The following is a 22,468-nucleotide window of genomic DNA, read 5'->3' as shown; positions in this document are numbered from 1 at the left end:
AACGTCAGGCTTTGGTGGGGTCCGGCACCCGCGAGCGCTCGTGCACGAGTGCATTGCGCAGGCCTCGTGATCCCGACAGTGCAGCCACGACGCCGGCAAAGACCTCACAGAGGGTGAACAGCAGCCTCGACGCCAGTGCGAGGCCGAGCGCGACGCCGGCATCCATGAACGGTGAAAGCGCTGCGACGATGACGGCTTCGCGGACACCGATTCCGGACGGGACGACAAAGACGAGGACCCCCGCGCACATACCGAGGGCGAGAGCGCCGATGCACTGGACGAGCCCACGGATTTCGAAGCCGGCCGAACTGGACGCGAGCAGCCACAACTGGATGCCGTAGAGCACCCAGCTTGCTGCGCACCAGCCCAACGCGAGCGCAATCTTGTGCATCGTGAGCGGCTTGTGCAGCGGCGTGCGGCGGAGCAGTTTCAGCGCGAGGTTCACCAGGCGTGTGAGCACCGGCGGGTAGGCGCAGACCAATGCGATCGGTACGAGGATGATCACGCCGACCGCTGCCGCCGTACTGACCTCGAACAGGGCAGGTAGACCGAAGAGGCCGACGACCAGCGCCGAAGTTGTGCTCAACCCCACCGTGACCAGCACTGCGACAAAGCCTGCGGCACGGGACACACCGGCGCGCCTCACGAGTTCCGTTTGCAGAACGAAGGCCCAGACACTGCCGGGAAGGTACTTGCCGAGTTGGCCGACCAGATAAGCGCGAGCGGCGTCGAAGGCCGGAATCGGTTGTTCGAGGGCGCCGAGTGCGTGTTGCCAGGCCCGCACTGCGGCACCCATACCGAGGAAGATGAACACCGACGAGGCGGCAAGCGTCCACCAGTTCAGCTCGGTGATCGTGTTCTTGACCTCGGACCATTGGGACTTCACCGCGAAGATGATCGCGACGACGATCGCGAGGGTGACGAGGACCTTGAATCCGTTGACGAGAAGGCCGCGTAGAGCGTTCGGCTCTGCGGCCGGTTCGACGTCTTCGACCGGTTGTTCAGATTCGGGAGAGGTACTCACGCGCCTGCATCCCGCCCGTTCGTCATTTCGCAGACGATACCAACCAGGATTTGTCTCGCTAAACCACGAGCGGTTTGTCGGCGCGTTCCCGCCACCAGGTGAAGGCGTTCGACAGCGAGTCCGGAATGGCCGGTGACGTGCCGAAGCTGCCCGCGGCGTACACGGCTTCGATCGCGGCGATGTCCTCCTCCGCGATTCCCGACCGACTCATTCCGACCCGGTTGGTCCCGTGAAGTTTCGCTGGATTGCCGAACACCGTTGCGTACGGAGGAACGTCCTTCGGAACTATTGAACCCATCCCCACCATCGCGCGGGTTCCGATGACACGCCGCTGATGGATGACAGTGTTGATTCCCAAGTTGACGTCATCTCCCATCGTGACGTGGCCTCCGAAAGTGGTCGACGGAGCGACGGTGCATCCATCACCCATCTGGACGTCATGCCCTACAGAAGTGCGGTTCATGATGAAGCAGTTGCGCCCGATGATCGTCGGTCGCTCGCCGCCTTGATGAACCGTGGTCAGTTCGCGGATCGTGGTACCTGAGCCAATGACGATGCCCTGGTGAGGGCTGCGTTCGGTCCATGTCAGAGGGTGCTCTTTGCCTATCCATTCGGGAGGGGCGCCGAGGCTGACGCTCGAACCGATCCAGCAGTTGTCGCCGATCTCGAGCGATCCCGTCAGGACCGCGTAGGGCCCGATGCTGACCCCGTCGCCGATGGTGACTTCGTCTCCGATCACAACGGTGGGATGAATCTGGCAATTCTTACCAATTGGCATGATGTACGGGAATCCTTTCGTAGAGCATTCGACTGCTTCGTTACCCTCAGTTGGTCGGCACCGACACCGTCGGTGCTGAATGAATGCAACCTATCGGAGGTAACTCAGTGATCGCGATATCCAGTATCTCGTTCGGGGAAGAAGTCGAGCGCGAGGTGCTGGACACTCTGCGATCGGGGATCGTCGCGCAGGGACCCAAGGTGAAGCGGCTCGAGGACGAGTTCGCGGCGCTGGTGGGCACGCGACACGCGGTGGCGGTGAACAACGGCACTACGGCGTTGATCGCGGCTCTTCAGGTCCAGGATCTTCAGCCAGGTGACGAGGTTCTGACCACGCCGTTCACGTTCGTGGCCACCCTCAATGCAATTCTCGAGGCAGGCGCGACCGCGAGGTTTGCCGATATCTCCGAGTCCGACTTCAACATCGACCCGGCAGTCGCTGCCGATCGAATCGGTGACCGCACGAAGGTTCTGATGCCGGTTCATCTGTACGGACAGTCGGCGGACATGGGCGCATTGATGCCGTTGGCATCGAAAAACGGTCTGACTGTCGTCGAGGACGCCGCTCAGGCCCACGGAGCGACGTACGACGGGCGAGGCGCCGGCAGTTTCGGTGTGGGTTGCTTCTCGTTCTATGCAACGAAGAACCTCACGACCGCCGAGGGCGGAATGATCACGACCGACGACGACGCGATCGCCGATCGACTTCGGGTCCTGCGTAACCAGGGCATGCGGGCGCGCTACCAGTACGAGATGGTCGGCCAGAACTACCGGATGACTGACCTCCAGGCGAGCTTGGCTCTGCCCCAGATGGCGACGTACATGCAGCAGGTCGAGGCGCGCCGCCGGAATGCGGAGGCCTTGCGTGTCGGCCTGAAGGACGTCGAAGGACTGATCCTGCCGAGCGAACTGTCCGGTCGTGGACATGTCTGGCATCAGTTCACCTTGCTGCTGGCCGAAGACGCACCGATCACTCGCGACCAGTTGAGTGAGCGTCTGGCCGCGAAGGACATCGGTAGCGGCATCTACTACCCGAAGGCCGTCTACGACTACGAGTGCTACCGCGAACATCCGCGCGTCGTCATCGACGAGACGCCGGTGGCCACTTCGGTTGCGTCCCGGTGCCTGAGCATCCCCGTCCACGCTGCGTTGTCCGCCGGCGACGTCGATCAGATCGTTGCCGCGGTACGCGGCGCCATGGAGGCCTGAAAAATGACTGCTAGCAAGCCACGTATCGCTCTTGTCGGATCCGGTCAGATGGGCTCGCTGCATGCGCGGGTCATCGCGCAGTCGGCGCTGTGCGAGTTGGATCTGCTGATCGAGCCGCGCGAGGAGCAGGGCAAAGCTGTTGCTGCGCGGTTCGATACGCGTTGGGCCGCCGATTTCGACTCCCTCGACGAGATCGATGCTGTCGTGATCGCTGCCGCTACGCCGGCGCACTACGAGTTGGCCGGGCGGGTTCTCGATCTGGGGAAGCCCGTCCTGGTGGAGAAGCCGTTGGCAGCGACGTACGAGCAGAGCGTCGACCTGGTCGATCGTTCACGCGCGTCCGGTGTTCCCCTGATGTGTGGACTGCTCGAACGGTTCAATCCCGCTGTCCGCACCGCCCGTGAGTTCTCCGGCGATGTGTGGCAGGTGAACGGTATCCGCCACTCGCCGTTCGTTTCCCGCATTCCGACGGGTGTCGCGACGGACCTGCTGATTCACGATATCGACCTTGCCATCGGATTTGCCGGCTCGGAACCCAGTTTGGCAAAAGGGGAGTTCGGCTACTTCCACCCGACGTCCGTGCAGAACCGGTCGGAAGATTGCGCCGACGCCGTATTGCGCTTCGGATCAGGTGCTGTTGCAACGATTTCCGCGAGCCGGATCAGTCAGCGCAAGATTCGCCAGCTGTCGTTGCTCGAGGCCGATCGACTCATCGAGATCGATCTCCTGCGTCGCGACATCACGATCTACCGGCACATCGACGACAACATGCCCACCGATCGGGACGGCTACCAGCAGCAGACGGTCATCGAAATTCCGACGATCCGCTACAGCGAGGAACCGCTTGCCGCGCAGCTGACGCATTTCCTCGGATTGGTGCAGGGCACCGGTGACGCAGACGGTGAGCGAGCGTCGATTCTGCCCGCTCACCGCGCGGTTCACGAGGTGACGGAATCTGCGTTGGCTGCAGCGTTGTCGTCCTGACCGCTGCGTCGGCGTCGGAAGGCCCACGCTCCTTGAGACAGTGCCAGGAGCAATCCGACGCCGGCGACAGTCCAGCCGAAAGTGCTTCCGGGTGGACTGAATTCGATGGTAAGGGCAGATCCGGACGTGGCACTCGGCGGTAGATCGACCTGCAACAACCCGCCGGGGCTGGCCTTCGTCTCGACCGTCTGACCATCTACGGTCGCGCTCCAACCCGGCCAGGCCAGCAGGGCGAATGTGACCGTGCCTGATCCGGTGTATTCGACGGTTTCCCTGGTGTCCGTAGCGGCGGCATCGCCACGCACGTCGAGACCAGGCGTCGTTGCCGATACGCGACCGTCGGGCCACTGATGCTCGGTGGTGCGATGGCCGACCGTGACCACCCGATCCGGCGATACGGTCCACTCGCCCTCCGGTAGGGCGTCGAGGGCGCGTTTTCCGCCGTACGGTCCGGAATTCTGAACGACGACCGTGTCGACTCGCATCGCGTCGAGCCAGGACACACCCGTTCCCGGCGACTCAGCGAGCAGTCGGTCGACGCCGTCCGGACACTGGACACCGCCGTAGTAGTTCAAGCACAGTGCTTGAACGAAATCGTTGTAGCTGATTCCGGCGTAGCTGTTGACGGCATTGACTCCGGCAGGCTGCCAGGCGTTGCCGAACAGGAGGTCACCCCACTGCCCGGTTTCGTTGTCCGGCGGGATGTTGACGGGGTCGGCAATCGCGAAAGTGGTTCCCTGGTAACGGTCCTCGAACTTGGACTCCAGGAATGCCACCTGCCGGGGGAACTTCCACGGTGTCACGTTGTAGTTTCCGGTGAACCAGAAATTGGTCTGAGCACTGAGCACGACGACGATGCCGACAGCGAGTGCACCGGCGAGGTAGCGGGGCTTTCGGTAGGCCACGACCAACGCGAAGACGGTGAGAACCACGGTGATTATCAGTGATGCCGAGTGAATACCGATGTCTTCCGGGACATTCGACCAGGCAAGATAGAACTGAAGTGCCAACAATCCCGCGGTGATGATTGATCTTGTCCGGATTCGATCACGATGCAGTCCGGCAGAGAGGGCGACCGCCGTGACCACGATGGCGGGCAGTTGACCGTACTCGAGCAGTCGCGCGGGCCAACGGAAAAGCCACAGATTCGACGGTCCGAGAAGTAGTACGACGTAAATTCCGCCGAAGACGAACAGCGAGACGCTGTGGCGGCCCAACTTCTTCAGTGACTTCCACTGAATCCACGGTGCGAGCGGTATGAGGAACCAAGCCAGGTACACCAGCGGAATCGTCATGGCAGGCGAAGCGAAAGCGGTGACGTACGGCTGGTTCGACGGGCCGGAGACGTTGAGCAGGTCACCGAGATCGGGTCGAAGCGAACCGTCGTTCGCGATTCCGGACTGAGTACGCACCGACACGCCGGTGGTGAAGAGCAACGGTAGATACACGATCAGCGACATCATGATGATCGCTGCCGCGCTGATCATCAGTGATTTGATGCTGCCTGCGCGTTTGATTGCGATGCATTCCGCTATGACAGCGAGGTAGACGACCGCGACACCGACAGCGCCGTACGGGTTTCCGGTGGTCATCGCAAGATAGCCGAAAACGATCGGTACCAGGGGGTTCACTCGGCCGAGGGCGCTGGCGCGGGTAGACCACCAGACGTGGGGGATCCAGGCGAAGGCGATCAGCCCGGACGCCCAACTGGAGGCGTCGAAATAGAGCGTGTATCCGGCGAACGGCATGGCAAATCCGGCGATGAAAGCCATCGACCGATTGGCGCCGTACTGGCGGGCCACCAGATAAACGCCTACCGCGAGAATCGCCATGAATTGCATCTTGACCAGGGTGATTCCGATTCCCAGGTTCGGAATGAGAGCAATGGCAACCGAATCCAGAAGGATCACGGGATTGTATGTCCCGTAAAGGGCTTCGGCTGTGACATTGCCGCCGGCCCACAATTCGGGAATGAGCGTCGGCCATGACCCGGACAGGATTCGCTCGCCGATCGTGTGCCAACCAGGCGTGAAAGCTGCTGCGCTGTCGTCCCAGTAGTAGAACCACCGATTGGAGATCAGTGGGATGGCGGCGACGATCGACACCAGAGCGGCGAGAAGAATTGGCGGCACCACGCGTTGTGCGAGCGGTAAGTCAGATTTCACGATGTGCTTTCGTCTTCGAGTCGATGGCTGTTGTTCGGAGCCTGGGTCGTGCTCTTTTTCTCGGAGCCTGGGCTGCGCCTTGTTTCTCGGAGCGTAGTATTCCGACGAGTTCGAACTGCAGTCGGGGAAGTAAGGAGATCGGGACGTGGCGACATCGCGAACGGAACCCGTTCGTGGGGAACCAGCTACGCCGGAACTCTCGGTGATCATCCCCGCATACAACTCAGGCGAGGTGCTGGAGTCGACGGTGCGTCAATTCGCCGAGTACTTCACCAGCCGCCCGGCCGAGAGCGCCGGTCAGGTCGAGATCATCGTCGTGGAGAACGGTTCGACGGACAACACTGCCGACGTGTGTGCTGCTCTGGCAGCTTCCTGGTCTTGGCCTGGAGTGACCTTCCTGCCGATGAGCAGCGACAAAGGGATGGGCGCAGCGCTTCGCGCCGGGACGCTTGCTTCTCGTGGACGACGCGTGTTGCTCACCGCGGACGACCTTCCGTTCGGTTTCGGTGACATCGAAGGCGCCGACCGCGTGATGGCGGATCTAGGGTCCGTCCCGCCGGTGGTCATCGGTTCAAAGGCTCATTCGGACTCAGAGGTGGAACGTGGCTTGCTGCGTTCGGTGATGACGGGTGGATTCGCGACGCTGCGACGGGTGGTGCTGGGTACCCGCACGGGCGATCCCCAGGGAACTTTCATCGTCGACGGTGTCTTGCTGCGTCGAATCGCACCCTCGTTGACCGAGCGTGGCTTCCTTTTCACCACCGAATTGGACTACGCGCTCGAATTGGCTGGGGTGCGCCCGGTCGAGGTCCCGATCCGACTCAGCGACGATCATCTGGCGCACGCGAGCCGTATCTCGCCCAAGGACGTGGTCCAGATGGCGAAGGGTCTGTTGTCGCTTCGTCGGCGAAAGACCGAGCTGCGCTCCGCCGCTGCAGTGAGTAATCACGGGTAGACCTGGTGTGACTCGGTGCCCGGGGCGCCGAGGTGCGGATTCGCGATACCCTGCGGGGCGTGGATACCGTGAACACGACCGATGACCAGTCCGATTCCGGAGTCGAGTTGATCGAACGCAGCGCGACGTCGGATCGACTGCTGGCGCAGCGGACGTTGTTCACCGGAACTTCGCCCGTCGCCAGTGACGAACTGTATGCGGTGACCAAGGTCGGAATGTCGACGCGATCGCGATTCGAGTTGCGGCTTCAGCCCGGGGCCGTCGCACACACCAACACCTTCTTCGGTCGTTTTCCGGCCAGCTACTGGCAGCGCTGGACCAACGTCACCGAGGTCACTGTCACCGCGCATGTCGTGGCCGATACCGCTTGCCGCATCCAGATCCAGGCCTCGGACATCGGTGGTCACCGCCGGATCGTGACGAACGTCGTCGTGACCGGCGACGAGCGAGTGTCCATGACCGCCCCGCTCGATACTTTCGTCGACGGCGGGGCACTGTGGCTGCAGTTCGAAGCGCAGGGTGGCGGCGCAGTGGTCGACGATGTGGAATGGACCGTCGTCTCGCCGGAGTCGATTCGCCCGGTAGCCGTGGCGATCTGCACGTTCAATCGTGCGGACGACTGTGCGCGCACGGTCGAGGCCCTCGCGTCCGACGAGCGTGTACTCGCGTTGCTCGACGCTCTGTACGTCGTCGATCAGGGAACGGATCCGGTAGAGAGCCGTGAGCTGTTCCAGGAAGTTTCGAAGAAGTTCGGTTCGCGGTTGCAGTATCTGCGGCAGGCGAACCTAGGTGGTGCGGGCGGGTTCACGCGGGGCTTGTACGAAGCTTCGGCGGCCGGACCGCACGCCGACGTGATCTTGATGGACGATGACATTCTGTGCGAGCCCGAATCGGTTCTTCGACTGAGTGCGTTCGCGAACATGACGACGGAGCCGGCTTTGATCGGCGCCCAGATGCTCTTTCTGTTCAACCCCGACTTCCTGTTGGCTTCGGGTGAACGCGTCGATCTGGGCACCCTGCAGCGTGGTGTACCGACCGATGAGCACGGTGTTCGCAACCGGAGTGTGCTCGAGAAGCTGCCGGAACGCCGCGTGGATGCCGAATACAACGGCTGGTGGTCTTGCCTGATCCCTGCCGAAGCCATCGAGCGGATCGGCTTGCCACTGCCGGTCTTCTTCCAGTGGGACGACGTCGAGTACAGCTTGCGGGCTGGGCGGGCCGGGATTCCCACCATCACGTTGCCGTCGGCTGCTGTCTGGCATGCGGACTTCTATTGGAAGGACGTCGACGGTTTTGCGCACTACTTCAGTACGCGCAACGGACTGATCACCGCTGCGCTCGACCCGGGGTTCGCGCCCAAAACGCTCGCGAAGCAACTCTCTCGCGACATTTCGCATTCGATCGTCGGGTTGCAGTACGGCCTTGCACACACGCAACTCCGGGCGATCGAGGGATTCCTCGAGGGGCCGGAAGGTTTGGCGGACGGTGGGCAGGAGGCGCTTGCCGCGATCAACCAGGAACGTAAGCGCTTCCCCGAGACGGTAACTCGCCCGGCGTCGGAGTTGCCGGGGAGGCTGCCGATCCGTCGCGTTGCGCCCAGCCCGAAACCCGGTTTGTGGACAGACCTCGTTTTGGCGAAACGCGCTGTGCTGCAGGCGCGCAATCATCTGGAGCGGGGTCCGGTGGCGATCTCGTACGAAGATGCGCAGTGGTGGCACGTCGGACGTTTCGATCACGTCTTCGTCACCGATGCTTCGCAGGGAGGCGTGCGTGAACGCCGCTTCGACAGCGAGAAGGCCGCCGAGATGAGCGGTCGCCTCGCCGGCGTCATGAAGCGGTTCCTCGCCGAAGCGCCAAGTGTGGCTGAAGCATTCGCTCGTGAGTTCCCGCAGCTCACCAGCCGCGAGAACTGGGCCCGTCTGTACGAAAAGTGAGCCTCAACGCACTATCTTGGCGATGACCTGCTCGTTGTCGACGGTGTACCCGAGATATTCGAACGAGATGCCGGTGCGTGTGACGAACTCCGTCCACGCCCGGTACTCGTGCAGCTGCCACCCGGGATAGTTGAAGAACTCGTCGAAGACGACGATCGACCCGGGTACCAGTCGGTCGCCGAGCAGATCGAGCACGGTCTTGGTGGACGAGTAAAGGTCGGCGTCGAGGTGCAGGAACGCAACGGGGCCGGATTCGTCGTTCAGGAACGAGGGCAAGGTGTCCTCGAAGAGGCCCGGAACAAGTTGCGCTCCAGGCACTTCGGGGATGGATTCCTGAGCGAACTCGCCGACCGGGAACCCGGTGCGCCAGGTCTCCGGAAGGCCGGAGAACACGTCGAAACCTGCGACGGTCCCCTCGCGTTCGGTGAAAGCCTCCGCGACGATCCTGAGTGTGGTTCCGCTGGCGACGCCGAATTCGAGTGCCATGCCGGGTATTTCGATCAAGCCCAATGCGTGGCGCAGCGTGTCGTGCGGGTGGCCGAATGTCTCCGCGACGCGAAGGTGTTCGAGGATGAACTCGGCAGTCGACGCTGTCGCTTCCAGATCCACGGCGTAGGCCAGATCCCGACGCTGGCGAAATTCCAGCTCGTCGATCCTGGACCGGAGGCCCGCGATGTCACCGCGGGCCTCGGCCAGTTCGTCACGTGAGAGTGCCAGCGCGTCGAGGATCTGTTGCGTGCGATCTGCGTTGCGCCGGTCGGCGGCCTCGACCACCTCGGATACCGCACGCTGAAGCTTGGTTCTGGCGCTGGAACGGAACTGCTCGAACATGGCAACCTCTCGTCGGGATCACCCCCATGCTGCCAGGCTTTGTTCGCTACCGGTCCCGACCGCGGTAGTGACTCTTGAGTTGTCGGGAGATCACCTTGATCTCCCGCGTCCTCTCTGCCTGCAGACGAGCATCGCTTCGCGCGGCGTTCCATGCATTCTCTCGCTGTAGTTTCCGGTAGCTCGCGAGCCTCCGCTCATCGATATCGCCACGCCCGAGTGCGCTCAGGACTGCGCATCCCGGCTCGGAGTTGTGTGCGCAATCGGAGAACCGGCACTCTGCAATCAGCTCCTCGATCTCGGGGAACGTCTTCTCGATCCCCTCCGCCGCGTTCCACATGCCGACCCCTCGCAGGCCGGGTGTGTCGATCAGTGTCCGGCCGCCGGAGAATGAGATCAACTCTCTGGTGACGGTGGTGTGGCGTCCCTTTCCGTCACCGGTCCGAACGCGACCGGTCTCGAGTCGATCGGCGTCTGTGGTGTCCGCGAGGAGGGCGTTCGCGAGCGTCGACTTACCGGCGCCTGATGGACCGAGTATCGCCACGGTGCCGTCCAGAACTGCATCGAGTACATCCATTCCTTCGTTGGTCTCGGCACTGACGGCCAGCACTGTTGCGCCGGGCGCAATGGCAGTGACCTCGGCGAGAGTGTCGGAGATATAGTGAGCTGCATCCGATTTGGTGAGTGCGACGACAGGGGTTGCACCACTTTCCCAGGCGAGTGCGAGTAGTCGCTCGATGCGCCCGAGATCGACGTCGCCGTCCGAAGCCGTGGCGATGACGACGGTGTCGACATTGGCCGCCAGAATCTGGCCTTCCGATTTTCCGGATGCCGAGGATCGAACGATGCTGCTTGATCGAGGGAGTATCGAAGTGACCGTGTGCATCTCGGGTTCGCGTGAGTCCCGTAACTCGGCCACGGCGACCCAGTCACCCGTACAGAGTGGATCGCTGCCGCTGAGTGCGCGAACTGTGCCTTCGGCGACGGCCACGTCGCATCGGCCGCGGTCGACGCGAAGAATGCGCCCGGGTGCGGAGTCCGGTGGGGCCAGGTCAGTGAATGTGTTCGAGAGTGTTGCGTTCCAACCGTATTCGGTCAGGGGCGTGCTGTTTTCCGACATGGTGAGTGTGTCCTCGAGTGCGAAGAAGTGTGAATGTTGACGGCGCTGAAACTGCGGAACACGACAGTCATCAATACTCACTCCTCGAAAATCTCAGGACGCACCATGCGTCGGATCAGAATCGTCTCAGCCGCGGTCGCGACTGTGCAACTGATTTAAAAGAGATCGGCTAACTGATTCAACTCAGGCCGACTGACTCAACTCGGGCGTGCGAACTTCTCTTCCCGGCCGAGCTTGCGCAGTCGCATCCACTCGCGCAGTCCGGCCGGATCGCGGCGGGTGATCAGGAAGTACCAGCCGAACCGAACCCATTCCTGCGGAAGCAGTTTCCGCATTCCCGGTTGGGAGAGGATGTATCCACGGTTGCGGTACGTGAAGTAGCGCTTCGCGTCGTTGTCGGGGTACTGCGTGTGCATGCGTCCGCCGAGGATCGGCTTGAACTCGTCCGCGCCGTTGGGGTGGACGTAGGCAGTTTGCAGGCAGGTACCGAACTTCAGGCCGGAGCGCACGAGGCGACGGTGTACCTCGACCTCGTCGCCGCGGACGAACAGGCGTAGATCCGGAACTCCGACGGCATCGATCGCGTCGGCGGTGAACAGTGCGCCGTTGAAGAGGGACGCGATACCGGGCAGGAGATCCTCGTCGCCGAGCTCGGAACGCAACCGGCGCCACGACGTGCCGCGGCGAAGTGGGAAAGCGAGTCGGTCGGGGTCGTCGATGTCGCAGACGACGGGGGAGACCTCGGCCAGGTCGTTCCGAATTGCACAGTCGAGCAGTGTTTCCAGGACCTCAGGCCCCTCCGGGCGGCCGTCGTCGTCGGCGAGCCAGACGCGGTCGGCGCCGAGTGAAAGCGCGTAGAGAATGCCAAGAGCAAATCCTCCGGCACCGCCGAGGTTGTGCTGAGAACCGATGTAACTGGTCGGCAGTGGAGCGTTGTCGACGAGCTCTTTCACATCGGCTTCGTCGGCATTGTCGACGACAACCAGATGATCGAGCGGACGCGACTGGGTGCTGAGAACCTTCAAGGATTCAGCCAGCAGTTCACGACGCTTGTGAGTGACGACGACCCCGATGATTTTCTCGGGTGCGCTCACGGGGTGTTCTCCCGTTCCATTTCCTTGATCACGTGGCGCACATGTTCGGCGGCGTCGTCACCTTCGTAGGCGCGCACGACGTCTTCGATGTCGCCTTGCATGCGGATCTGGCCGTGGTCGATCCACATCGCACTGTTGCACAGCTGAGCGAGGAATTCGTTGGAGTGGCTGGCGAATACCAGGATGCCGGAGCGTTCCACCAGCTTCTGCAGCCGGATGCGGGCCTTCTTCATGAATTCCGCGTCGACGGCACCGATGCCCTCGTCGAGAAGCAAGATCTCAGGATCGATACTGGTCACGACGCCCATGGCAACGCGAACGCGCATACCGGTGGAGTAGGTACGCAGCGGCATGGAGAGGTATTCACCGAGTTCGGTGAATTCGGCGATCTCGTCCATCTTCGCGAGCATCTGCTTGCGGGTCTGACCAAGGAACAGGCCGCGGATGATGATGTTCTCGTACCCGGAGATTTCCGGATCCATGCCGACACCGAGGTCGAAGACGGGTGCGACGCGTCCGCGAATGCTGGCGGATCCCCGGGTCGGTTCGTAGATTCCGGAGAGCAGGCGCAGCAGGGTGGATTTGCCGGCGCCGTTGTGGCCGACGAGCCCGATGCGGTCGCCTTCCTTGAGCGTCATCGTGATGTCGCGGAGCGCTTCGACGACGACGACATCGGAGTCGTTGCGGCCGATGGATCCTCCGGCCTTGCCGAGGAAGGCCTTCTTGAGCGAGCGGGATTTCGCGTCGAAGATCGGGAAGTCGACGCACGCGTTCTGCGTGTGGATGCTGACTGGCTGACTCATGTGTTTCCTCTAGACCCAGTAGGGCACGCGTGCCCGGTACTTGCGGAGTGCCAGAATCGCGACGGCCCAGCCGACGACGGTGAAGGCGATGACGATGTACCAGTGGTATGCCTGCTGGTCGGCCCCGATGAGTGGTGCTCGGATGATCTCGAGGTAGTGGTACAGCGGGTTGAGCTCGGCGAGTCGCACGCGCCCTGCGGCTTCTGGACTTTGATCCTTGAGAGCCTGCGTCGTCCACATGATCGGCGTCAGCACGAACAGCAGCAGGGTGAGGCTGCCGAGGATGGGGGCGATGTCGCGGTACCGGGTGGAGAAGATACCGAAGACGATCGAGACCCACAGCGTGTTCGCGACGATCAGCACGAATGCCGGTATTGCCGCGAGTGCTGTCCAGCTCATGTTCTGCCAGATACTGAACGCGAACAGCAGAACTATGTAGATCGCGAAGTTGTGCGCGAAGAACAGCACCTGACGCCACACCAGGCGATACACATGCACGCTCAATGCCGACGGCAACTGCTTGATCAGGCCCTCGTTGGCGATGAAGACCTCGGAGCCTTCGAGGATGCTTGCACTGATCAGGTTCCACACGATCAGCCCGACCGTGACGTACGGCAGGAACTCCTTGAGCGGAATGTTCAGCAACGCGGAGTACAGAAGACCCATCGCGGCGGCCTGAACGCCGGTGGCGATCGTGATCCAGAACGGACCGATCACCGACCGGCGGTAGCGCTGTTTGATGTCCTGCCAGCCGAGGCTGAGCCACAACTCACGCTGATTCAGACCGTCGCGAAGGTCTTTGAACGCACGACGGAACGTCTGGGAGTCGGACACGGGCGCAGGTGCGTCCGGCGTCTCGGATTCGATTGCGGATGCTGACACGGAGGTCGAGCCTACCGGCCTGGCGTCGGCGCCGGATTTCCCTCGGACCTAGCGGTGGTCCGAGTTACAGATACTGGCCGGTTCCTGGGCTCTGTTGGTCTGGATGTGCAGGCGAATGCGGAGCCCCGATGCTCATGCCGGGAGGCAGTGCGCCCTGACGCATTTGTTCGAGCTGAGCGCGCGCTGCCATCTGCTGCGCGAACAGTGCGGTTTGAATTCCGTGGAACAGTCCTTCGAGCCAGCCGACGAGTTGGGCCTGTGCGATGCGCAGTTCGGCGTCCGAGGGAATGGAGTCGTCGGTGAACGGGAGGCTCAGTCGCTCGAGTTCTTCACGGAGTTCGGGTGCCAGGCCCTGTTCCAGTTCTCGGATGGACGAGGTGTGGATGTCCTTGAGGCGCTTGCGGCTGGCGTCGTCGAGCGGCGCGGCGCGCACTTCTTCCAAGAGTTGTTTGATCATCGTGCCGATTCGCATGACCTTCGCCGGCTGCTCGACCATCTCGGCGACGGACTCGGCTTCGGATTCCGCGCCTTCGGTGGTGCCGGATGTGGAGGCCTCTGCCTCGGCCGCCGGCATCGCGACGGGTCGACCGTCGGGTCCGATAACGAGTACCTGCTCTTTGTCGGGGTTCGTCATGCTTCCATCTTGTCGTGTGTGGGCGACAAACGCCGCGTAACCCCCAAAAAGTTAGCTACCGAATAACTGTACTGACGGGTAATTGGGTGACTGCCTTCGACTAAGCGGGCGTCTGCACCTAGAGTGTCGAGCATGGCTTACGACGTTGCCCGCGTACGGGGGTTGATTCCCTCACTCGGTGACGGCTGGATCCACCTCGATCCGCAGGCCGGAATGCAGATCCCGGACGCCGTCTCGCGGACGGTCTCCACCGCGTTCCGTGCCTCTGCATCTTCTTCCTCCGGTCGCCACGTCTCGAACCGTCGTAGTGCTGCCATTCTCGAGAGTGCGCGCACCGCGGTCGCCGATCTGGTCGGCGGAGATCCTGCGGGAGTCGTTCTCGGATCAGACCGAGCGGTGTTGTTGGCTTGGCTCGCCGAGTCGCTCAGTTCGCGGTTGGGCCTCGGAACCGGTCTCGTACTCTCGCGCCTCGACGAAGAGGCGAACGTCGCGCCCTGGCTTCGTGTGGCCAGTCGCTACGGCGCTCAGGTGCGATGGGCAGAGGTCGAAATCGAAACGTGTGAGCTCCCGAGTTGGCAGTTCAACGATCTCATCACCTCGACCACTCGCTTGGTGGCCTTGACGGCCGCATCGCCGGTCGTCGGTTCGGCTCCGAACGTCCGCGCCGCAGCTGATCGTCTGCACGAATTCGGCGGACTGATGGTGGTCGACGCCGTCGGTGCAGCGCCATATGCGCATGTGGACATGGCTGATCTCGGGGCGGACATCGTTGCCGTCAGCGCGCCGTCGTGGGGCGGTCCGCAGGTGGGCGCACTCGTCTTCCGCGATCCCGGACTGCTCGACCGAATTCCGGCCGTGTCGCTCAACCCGTACGCGCGTGGCGCCGAGCGACTCGAGGTGGGCGGTCATCAGTTCGCGCTGCTGTCCGGTCTCACGTCGTCGATCGATTTCCTGGCGGGCTTGGACGAATCGGCAACGGGAACCAGGCGTGAGCGCCTCGAAACCTCGATCAGCTCGCTGCAGGACTACCAGGACGGTCTGTTCGATCACCTCATGCGTTCTCTCGCAGCCCTGCCCAACGTGATGGTGATCGGCGGCGCACCCACGCGGGTGCCGACGCTCAGTTTCACACTCGAGGGGATGGCGGCAGACAAGGTCGCGGCGCACCTGGCCGACAAGCGCATCGCGACGGTCAGCGGTACGCATGGTGGTTCCAGGCTGCTCGACGCCCTCGGTGTCAACGACGAGGGCGGCGCGGTCACCGTCGGCCTTGCGCCGTACACGACGCGGTACGAGATCAATCAGCTGGTCGCCGAACTCGGCGCCCTGGGCTGATCGATCCCGCTCGGCTCACTTCACGGTGAGGATGACCTTGCCTACGGTTTCCGGCGAATCCAGCAACTGATGGGCTAATGGCGCCTCAGTGATCGGAAGTTCGGTCGACACGATCGGTTGAACCGATCCGTCTGCGATCAACGGCCACAACTTCGCACGGACGTCGGCGACGATGTCCGCTTTACCGCCTGGGCCGGTGAGCGGACGCCCGCGCAGGCCCGTCGACGTGATGTTTCCGCGCTTTCCCATCAGCTTGGCGATGTCGACTTCGCCCTTGCGGCCACCCTGCATTCCGATGATCACGACGTGGCCGTCCATGGCGAGTGCGTCGACGTTGCGTCCGAGGTACGACGCTCCCATGTTGTCCAGAACCACGTCGGCGCCGTGGTTGTCGGTGGCTTCGGCGAGTGATGCTACGAAGTCGCTGTCGCGATAGTTGATGAGAATATCCGCGCCCAATTCGCGGCAGCGGTTCAATTTGTCCTCCGAACCCGCGGTAACTGCGACGCGGGCGCCGAGGGCTTTGCCGACCTGGATGGCGTGGGTGCCGATTCCGCCGCCACCGCCATGGACGAGGAGGACCTGTCCGCGTCGTAGACCTCCGCGCATCACGACGTTGGACCACACCGTGCACGCAACTTCCGGCAGGGACGCTGCGACCCGGAGATCGACGCCCGCGGGAACCGGGAGAAGTTGTGTTGCCGGGACCGCAACCTTCTCGGCGTAGCCGCCGCCGGCCAGCAATGCGCAGACTTCGTCGCCGACGGACCAACCGGTGACGTCTTCGCCGAGTTCGGTGATCACACCCGAGCATTCGAGGCCGAGGATGTCACTCGCGCCGGGCGGCGGCGGGTAGAAGCCTTGACGTTGGAGCAGGTCGGCGCGGTTGACCGCGGTTGCGGCGACCTCGACGAGTACGTGCCCGCGAGGTAGTTCAGGATCGGGCTGCTGCGCCCATTTCATGACCTCGGGACCGCCGGGCTGATCGATCGTTATGGCGTACATGGATACGACGCTAGCGAATCTCCCCGCTGACGGGTGTTTTGCCGCTACCGTCGCGGACGTGACTTACTTCGGGAACATGCAGAACGAGATTTATCTGACGGGACTGAGCGGCGCGAAGCCGGCTTTGCCGATGACTGCGGCAGGCTTGGAAGATGCCGCGCGCGAGCAACTCTCACCGGAGGCCTTCGGGTACATCGCCGGTAGCGCGTCGACCGAACGAACCGCGGTGTCGAATCTGCGGACGTTCGACAAGCATGCGATCGTGCCGCGGATGTTGCGGGGGACTGCGGCGCCCGACGCGCGTGATCTGAGCGTCGAGGTGTTGGGGACGCGGTTGGCTGCACCGATCCTGACGGCTCCGGTGGGCGTGCTCGGCTTGGTCCACGACGACGCCGAGGTTGCGGTCGGTTCGGTCACTGCCGAGTTGGGGATCGGATCGATTCTCTCGACGGCGGCGTCCTCGACCATCGAAGACGTAGCGGCGGCCTCGGGCGAGAACTGGTGGTACCAGCTGTACTGGCCGGCCGACGACGAGCTTGCCGAGTCGTTTGTCCGTCGGGCGGAGACGGCGGGCGCGAAGGCTATCGTCCTGACTGCCGATACTCCCGGTATGGGTTGGCGTCCAAGGGATCTCGAACTCGGTCACCTTCCGTTCCTGCAGGCGAAGGGTATTGCCAACTACCTGTCGGATCCGGTGTTCCGCGCCAAACTGGCGACGCCGCCCGAGGAGAGCGCAGAAGCGCTGCAGATCGCGGTTCTCACGTGGGTGTCGTTGTTCGGCAATCATGCGGTGCGGATCGCGGATATCGCGAAACTTCGCCAGTGGACGACACTTCCGATCGCGGTGAAGGGAATTGTCCATCCCGACGACGCACGTGAGGCCGTCGCAGCCGGCGCCAACGGCATTGTCGTGAGCAACCATGGTGGGCGTCAAGTTGACGGGTCGATTTCGGCACTCGATGCTCTCGGTCCCGTCGCTGATGCGGTGGGGCATGAGGTGGACATCCTGATGGACTCCGGAATTCGTTGTGGCGCAGACGTAATCAAGGCTCTGGCCTTGGGTGCCGACGCAGTGCTGTACGGGCGGCCGTGGGTGTACGGGTTGGGATTGGCCGGAGCGGACGGAGTGCGTCATGCGCTCCGGAGTCTCCTGGCCGACCTGGATCTCACCATGGGGCTGGCGGGGCTGGCATCGGTCGCGGAAATCGATCGCTCGATCCTCATGTCCAATTCGTGACTTTAGGGTGAGTCTTACTGTGACGGGCGGACACAGGTCTAAACTTGGAACCTGTGACAGCTGAAGCGACAACCGAGGAGACATCGCAGGCGGCGCACGGTGAGACACCGTGGCTGACGCCATGCGAGATGCGTGCATGGCGCGGCTACATGGACGGTAATCAGCGCCTCATGGAGGTTCTCAACCGCGAACTGCAGGATTCACACGACCTGTCGTTGGCCGATTACCGCATTTTGGTCATGCTCTCGGAGTCAGCTGACGGGTCGTTGCGGATGAGTGACCTGGCAGACGGCGTGCTGTCTTCGCGGAGCCGCCTCACGCACCAGATCAGGCGGATGGAATCCCAGGGCATCGTCGTGCGAGACACTTGCGTCGAAGATGGTCGCGGCGTGCTCGCGCGGATCACGGAAGAGGGTAGGCGTCGCCTCGCCGAGGCAGCGCCTACTCACGTGGCCGGAGTGCGGAACAATCTGGTCGATCTGCTGACTCCCCAGGAACTGGACGTGCTGGCAGACGTCTTCGAGAAGGTCGACAAAGCCATCGGCGAGCGCTGACTTCTGGAGCCGTTTTCGCGGTCCGTGGGAACACCCGATAGGATCGCCCACGGAAGCGTGGCAGAGCGGCCGAATGCACTCGCCTTGAAAGCGAGCGTGGCGTTAAACCCACCGGGGGTTCAAATCCCTCCGCTTCCGCCAAATGTTCGTTGTTCAAACCCAGCCCGCGCGAAAGCGTGGGCTGGGTTTTTTCGTGCCCTACGAAGCGCAGGAGCGTCGAGGAGTCGGATGTGTAGCAATCTTTGCCGCCCTGGGGTCGCCGGGTGAAGCAATGGCTTCGCCACTTCGGTGCTACGTCCGATGTTGCGGCAATCTGCCGGTTCTCGTTGTGCTGTGGTGAACGATCAGCCATTGCGGCGCTCGGCGACGAGAGTTCCAGGTGATCGCATCGTGCGGCTGGTGGTCAATTCGATTCCCTCCTTGGCTAGATGGGCTCGTGGTTTACGCGGCCTCCTTGCGCTTGGTGTCCGAATGAGCTGCGCGCCACCAATTAACTGTTGACCGTTCAATAAGTTTGCGTGGCCATATCGCCAGAGACCACGTTGCATTCAATCTGCTGAAATGCTCCGGATCGTGCCTTGTTTGCACGTTTGCTCGACTGTCACCAATGGGCGGATGGTCCAAGTTTGGTGACCAGTCGGGGCCCCAAACCCACTGTCAGTCCACGTCAACAAGCTGCGAACCAGCTTGCCGAAGCGCACGGGGACGTGCCTGCCGGTTTCACCGGCAATGTGCCGATCCCGCCAGATCCGAACGAGCCCGACGACCGATCGTTCCCGCAAAAAGTATGGGACACCGCGTGGGGTGTCGGGGAAAGTGCCGTCGACACAACAGTCGATAGCGTCGGAACGCTCGGAGACGCGTGGCGAAACTTCCTCGTAGTCCCCGTGCACGATGCCGCCGTCGATCCGTTCGGCTTCAATCGCGGCCAACGAGCACAGCCTTCACCCGAGCATTCTCCGGCTGAGATCGCTGCCGCAGCAGCAAACATCGTCTCCCTCATTCCGATCGTAGGCACAGGAGGCAGAGTCGGCGGAGCTGCCGTGCAAGAAGCGGTGGAGGCTGTTCTGCGGCGCGGCGGAACCGCCGCAGACGCCGAAGCCGCAGGTCGCAGGGCAGCCGCCACCGCCGGTGAGGCCGGGAATAGAGCCCCTAGCGATCCGACTATTCCCGTCGGAGACAGACCGGCCTCGACGCCTGTGGGTGGGCGCGGAGATCGCGAAATAAATGTAAAGCCCGGAACCAATCGTCCTGGAATAGTCAACGGTCGTGAATATACGGGGCATGCGTTCGACCGAATGCAAGAGCGCGGCATACTTCCATCCCTGGTTGAACAGGCCATTCGTGAAGGGTTGGCGACCCCGAGCAGAGGAAACACGACCGTGATCTATGATTCGATAAACAACCTATCAGTTATCATCAATGAAACGGGCAGAGTTGTGACCACCTCATTTGGCAATTTGTCGGGAAAGTGAAAAACATGACGGATCAATCAATTTACCGCCTGGAAGCTGAGCAGGTTAATCGTGATTATTGTGACGGAAAAATATCCTTGCATGCGCTAGTTGAAATATTCGAGAGGTACGTCAGAGAACGCGAATCGGAGCGTGCATCAGATTCCGAAACTCTGAGGGGGGCCTGGGGTCAAATTGAAATAGTGAATGCAATTAACCAGGATGATCCTTCGAATTCGAGCAAAAATGAGTCGGAGGTGCGAGAAGTTATTCAAGAATTCTTGGACTTGCTTCCGTAGTCTCTTTTCTCGGTCCAGGGGCGACTAATCAAGGCAGGCTTTGACTCACTTGCGCGACCAGTGTCATGTCAAGTGACACTGGCCAGCAGTTGCTTATTGTGATGCGGGAGCAGATTAGGATTCGCAGGCTGACGGTTCAGACGTCTTCGCCTTCGAGGGCGGCCATCCATTTGCCCTGATCACCGATCACGACTACCTCGCCTACCGCATCCCAGTGGAACACGACCACATCCTGATGATTCCAGGTAAAACCGACTACCTGTACAGCAGCGCAGGCGTCCGTATGCCTGCCTGGCGTGTCACCTTGTCTTCGGAACAGAAGAAGTTACTTTCAGTATTCGAAAGCGCTCGTGACGTCGTCTCAGACGAACTGGACGTAATGGAGCAGAGCGACCGGCACGGCAACGCCGCCTAAGTCTGCAGCTCATCCCACTTTTCGAGGATCCGTCTCGTCTGGACAGTTAAGTTTGAATGCCATCCACTTGCCTCCGTCAAAATGATTTTCATTTTCAATAAAAGAGGTGCGCCGAGTCCACCTCATTCGTTCGCCTCAGGGGTCGGTTGTGGATGCGTTATTACGCAGCGGCACAGGGAATTCCCGCACGCATCGGTGCCCGATTGCAGTCCTCGCAAAAGTCGTCCGGGATAACGTCGCCTGTTCAACACTCGGCGACGAACGTGGCCACGGGAAACGAAAAATACTCCGCCCCGCCACAGGAAGAGCGAAGCATCAATTCGACGGCGGAGGGTATTACCAGTTCTGAATGAAGAAGAACTGCTGTGAACCCCTCGCCGGGTTGAGTACGCCGAGAGAAATTTCTCCACCACGGGAGGCTGCTTCGTTGGCGAACTGGTCGAGACGTCCCCAGACGACGTTGGGGCCGCTCTCGAAGCGCGATCCTGGTGCGAGGCGCACGCCGATCTGGGTGGAGTTAGTGATGCTTTCGATCGCAGCGCCGGCATTGAGCTGGCCGAACAATGCCGTCTCACCCTGGTTCAGCTGCACGCCGATGCGCCCGTTGTCGGCGATCGGAGTAACAGCTGATGCTGCGCCCGCGCCGCTGAGTGCGATGGCTGCGATACCGGCAGGTATCAATGCGGCCGCGGTAATCATCCTGCGTAGGTGCGTCATTCGGCTTCTCCCTCGTCGGTGGCCCACTCGAGTTGGCGCCTCCACGGGCCACTTTGTCTGATTCTTCCGGTAACAGTCAACGACATGTCGCAAACAATGAGCAATCCATTGGATTGGTTTGAGATGCAGCTCACTACTGGAAATCCGTTGAAGAATAAACTGTTTCAGTGAAACTGCTGGTCAAGATCGTGAATGCCAGAGAAGCGCCCGGGCCGTCGTTACGTTTCCGTTACTGATCGGTCTGGCTGCGAGAAGGACACGCACTCGGTCACCCAGAAACGCTGCGGCACAGGAATTGTCAGAGCAAGAACCCGCGCAGAGGGTCCTCCGCAGTTGAGCGCCACTGTCAAGCGGTCTTTCATTCTTCGAGGGCGCGCTGCTTCGGCAGTGGGCTCTCGACTGTCAGAACCGCACGGTGAATACCACGTGGCGACGCTCTCGGGCCGCGCGCTGGAAAAAGTCCGCCACTTCCTGAAGCCAGCCCCAGGCGTACCCGCGCTCGTCGGAGCCGTACTCCGGGTTGCGGTCGTCGAGTGGCATTGCGTCGTAGCGCACGCCGAACTCGGATTCGGTGACTTCCGCCAGGTACGAGGAGACTTCGGCGACCCGATCGGGTGCCAGGTAGGTGACGAGTTGGTCGTCGGTGTCGGTGTTGAGGTCTTCGTCCCCCAGGATCACGCCGTAGGCCGGCCAGTTCTCGGACACGCGCTCGTACCCCGTGCTGGAGAGGGCGCACAGGATCGGATCCCACGCCTTGTCCGTGTCGCACGAGAACTCGGATCGGCCCGTCTCCTCGATGTCCTCGACCACAGCGCCGAGTTTGTCGTCGTCGCCGCGCGCGTCCAGAAGTTCCGCTGCCACGCTGTCTGACAGCGCGAAATGCACCCCAAGTTCCATGGCGTGATGCTAACGGCCGACCTGCCACCGTCCCGCCGTCACTACAAGACGAATCGACTTAGGTAACGATCCTGCTCTGCCTCCGACCGAAGTTACCCATGGTGGGCCGGCTGTCGTACATACTTCATCGGTGATTCCGACAAAAC

General features: G+C 62.0%; 20 protein-coding genes and 1 tRNA gene. 9 read left to right on the top strand and 12 right to left on the bottom strand.

Annotated elements, in window-relative coordinates:
• Positions 1-4: 4 nt before the first annotated feature.
• Together RhoBH5_RS21655 and RhoBH5_RS21650 are read right to left on the bottom strand one after the other, a co-directional pair.
• Entirely contained in the window at positions 5-1,024 is a 1,020-nt protein-coding gene (locus RhoBH5_RS21655; protein ID WP_058038039.1) for a lysylphosphatidylglycerol synthase transmembrane domain-containing protein, read from the bottom strand.
• A 58-nt stretch (positions 1,025-1,082) separates the two neighbouring features.
• Positions 1,083-1,802 (bottom strand): DapH/DapD/GlmU-related protein, encoded by a 720-nt coding sequence (locus tag RhoBH5_RS21650; protein WP_007731791.1) that lies wholly within the window; start codon positions 1,800-1,802, stop codon positions 1,083-1,085.
• Between the two features lie 107 nt (positions 1,803-1,909).
• Between RhoBH5_RS21650 and RhoBH5_RS21645 the strand changes: the two genes are divergently transcribed.
• Positions 1,910-3,010, top strand: coding sequence for a DegT/DnrJ/EryC1/StrS family aminotransferase (locus RhoBH5_RS21645; protein WP_042950324.1), 1,101 nt, complete (start codon positions 1,910-1,912; stop codon positions 3,008-3,010).
• Between the two features lie 3 nt (positions 3,011-3,013).
• A complete protein-coding gene (locus tag RhoBH5_RS21640; RefSeq protein WP_063315249.1) occupies positions 3,014-3,994 on the top strand; it encodes a Gfo/Idh/MocA family protein in 981 nt (326 codons plus the stop codon).
• Here RhoBH5_RS21640 and RhoBH5_RS21635 read toward each other — a convergent pair.
• Positions 3,949-6,159 (bottom strand): hypothetical protein, encoded by a 2,211-nt coding sequence (locus tag RhoBH5_RS21635; RefSeq protein WP_192712873.1) that lies wholly within the window; start codon positions 6,157-6,159, stop codon positions 3,949-3,951. The two genes, RhoBH5_RS21640 and RhoBH5_RS21635, sit on opposite strands and share 46 nt — an antisense overlap.
• 145 nt (positions 6,160-6,304) lie before the next feature.
• Between RhoBH5_RS21635 and RhoBH5_RS21630 the strand changes: the two genes are divergently transcribed.
• Both RhoBH5_RS21630 and RhoBH5_RS21625 read left to right on the top strand, forming a co-directional pair.
• Entirely contained in the window at positions 6,305-7,114 is an 810-nt protein-coding gene (locus tag RhoBH5_RS21630) for a glycosyltransferase (RefSeq protein WP_054827093.1), read from the top strand.
• 68 nt (positions 7,115-7,182) lie between these two features.
• Positions 7,183-9,048 (top strand): glycosyltransferase, encoded by a 1,866-nt coding sequence (locus RhoBH5_RS21625; RefSeq protein ID WP_442972469.1) that lies wholly within the window; start codon positions 7,183-7,185, stop codon positions 9,046-9,048.
• A gap of 3 nt (positions 9,049-9,051) precedes the next feature.
• Here RhoBH5_RS21625 and RhoBH5_RS21620 read toward each other — a convergent pair whose 3' ends face one another.
• The 6 genes from RhoBH5_RS21620 to RhoBH5_RS21595 all read right to left on the bottom strand — a co-directional run bounded on the left by RhoBH5_RS21620 (position 9,052) and on the right by RhoBH5_RS21595 (position 14,409).
• The gene (locus tag RhoBH5_RS21620; RefSeq protein ID WP_054827091.1) at positions 9,052-9,879 is read right to left on the bottom strand and encodes a TylF/MycF/NovP-related O-methyltransferase; all 828 of its coding nucleotides are present in this window, start codon (positions 9,877-9,879) and stop codon (positions 9,052-9,054) included.
• 46 nt (positions 9,880-9,925) lie between these two features.
• Positions 9,926-10,996: a ribosome small subunit-dependent GTPase A gene (gene rsgA / locus RhoBH5_RS21615; protein WP_050655629.1), complete on the bottom strand. Its 1,071-nt coding sequence runs from the start codon at positions 10,994-10,996 to the stop codon at positions 9,926-9,928.
• A 197-nt stretch (positions 10,997-11,193) separates the two neighbouring features.
• Positions 11,194-12,090, bottom strand: a complete 897-nt coding sequence (gene glfT1 / locus RhoBH5_RS21610) for a galactofuranosyltransferase GlfT1 (protein WP_058038036.1) — start codon at positions 12,088-12,090, stop codon at positions 11,194-11,196.
• A complete protein-coding gene (wzt, locus tag RhoBH5_RS21605) occupies positions 12,087-12,893 on the bottom strand; it encodes a galactan export ABC transporter ATP-binding subunit Wzt/RfbE (protein WP_007731776.1) in 807 nt (268 codons plus the stop codon). The genes glfT1 and wzt overlap by 4 nt, the downstream gene beginning before the upstream one ends.
• 9 nt (positions 12,894-12,902) lie before the next feature.
• Positions 12,903-13,775: a galactan export ABC transporter permease subunit Wzm/RfbD gene (gene wzm, locus RhoBH5_RS21600; RefSeq protein ID WP_019746445.1), complete on the bottom strand. Its 873-nt coding sequence runs from the start codon at positions 13,773-13,775 to the stop codon at positions 12,903-12,905.
• 64 nt (positions 13,776-13,839) lie between these two features.
• Positions 13,840-14,409 (bottom strand): bacterial proteasome activator family protein, encoded by a 570-nt coding sequence (locus tag RhoBH5_RS21595; RefSeq protein WP_003943894.1) that lies wholly within the window; start codon positions 14,407-14,409, stop codon positions 13,840-13,842.
• 132 nt (positions 14,410-14,541) lie between these two features.
• On the opposite strand from RhoBH5_RS21595, the gene RhoBH5_RS21590 reads away from it, so the two are divergent.
• Positions 14,542-15,744 (top strand): cysteine desulfurase-like protein, encoded by a 1,203-nt coding sequence (locus RhoBH5_RS21590; RefSeq protein ID WP_007731767.1) that lies wholly within the window; start codon positions 14,542-14,544, stop codon positions 15,742-15,744.
• A 15-nt stretch (positions 15,745-15,759) separates the two neighbouring features.
• Here the strand turns inward: RhoBH5_RS21590 and RhoBH5_RS21585 are convergent, their stop codons facing one another.
• The gene (locus tag RhoBH5_RS21585) at positions 15,760-16,749 is read right to left on the bottom strand and encodes an NAD(P)H-quinone oxidoreductase (RefSeq protein ID WP_007731765.1); all 990 of its coding nucleotides are present in this window, start codon (positions 16,747-16,749) and stop codon (positions 15,760-15,762) included.
• Between RhoBH5_RS21585 and RhoBH5_RS21580 the strand changes: the two genes are divergently transcribed.
• The 4 genes from RhoBH5_RS21580 (at position 16,748) to RhoBH5_RS21565 (ending at position 20,015) form a co-directional block, all read left to right on the top strand.
• Positions 16,748-17,986, top strand: a complete 1,239-nt coding sequence (locus RhoBH5_RS21580) for a lactate 2-monooxygenase (protein ID WP_270008767.1) — start codon at positions 16,748-16,750, stop codon at positions 17,984-17,986. The genes RhoBH5_RS21585 and RhoBH5_RS21580 overlap by 2 nt on opposite strands.
• 128 nt (positions 17,987-18,114) lie before the next feature.
• Complete coding sequence (locus tag RhoBH5_RS21575) at positions 18,115-18,540, top strand: MarR family winged helix-turn-helix transcriptional regulator (RefSeq protein WP_020968140.1); 426 nt, start codon at positions 18,115-18,117, stop codon at positions 18,538-18,540.
• A gap of 51 nt (positions 18,541-18,591) precedes the next feature.
• Positions 18,592-18,681, top strand: a tRNA-Ser gene (locus RhoBH5_RS21570).
• 566 nt (positions 18,682-19,247) lie between these two features.
• On the top strand, positions 19,248-20,015 hold the full coding sequence (locus RhoBH5_RS21565; protein WP_042447651.1) for a DUF4258 domain-containing protein: 768 nt from the start codon (positions 19,248-19,250) through the stop codon (positions 20,013-20,015).
• Positions 20,016-21,044: 1,029 nt separating this feature from the next.
• On the opposite strand, the gene RhoBH5_RS21560 is transcribed toward RhoBH5_RS21565, so the two are convergent.
• Complete coding sequence (locus RhoBH5_RS21560) at positions 21,045-21,425, bottom strand: hypothetical protein (protein WP_020968146.1); 381 nt, start codon at positions 21,423-21,425, stop codon at positions 21,045-21,047.
• A gap of 402 nt (positions 21,426-21,827) precedes the next feature.
• Positions 21,828-22,322 (bottom strand): DUF1877 family protein, encoded by a 495-nt coding sequence (locus tag RhoBH5_RS21555; RefSeq protein ID WP_030535796.1) that lies wholly within the window; start codon positions 22,320-22,322, stop codon positions 21,828-21,830.
• Positions 22,323-22,468 lie beyond the last annotated feature (146 nt).

Origin of the sequence: Rhodococcus sp. BH5 (genome assembly GCF_027583855.1) — a bacterium.
Classification (GTDB): domain Bacteria; phylum Actinomycetota; class Actinomycetes; order Mycobacteriales; family Mycobacteriaceae; genus Rhodococcus_F; species Rhodococcus_F qingshengii.
Note: the sequence above shows the minus strand (reverse complement) of the source record. Positions and strands in the feature narration are given on the sequence as shown.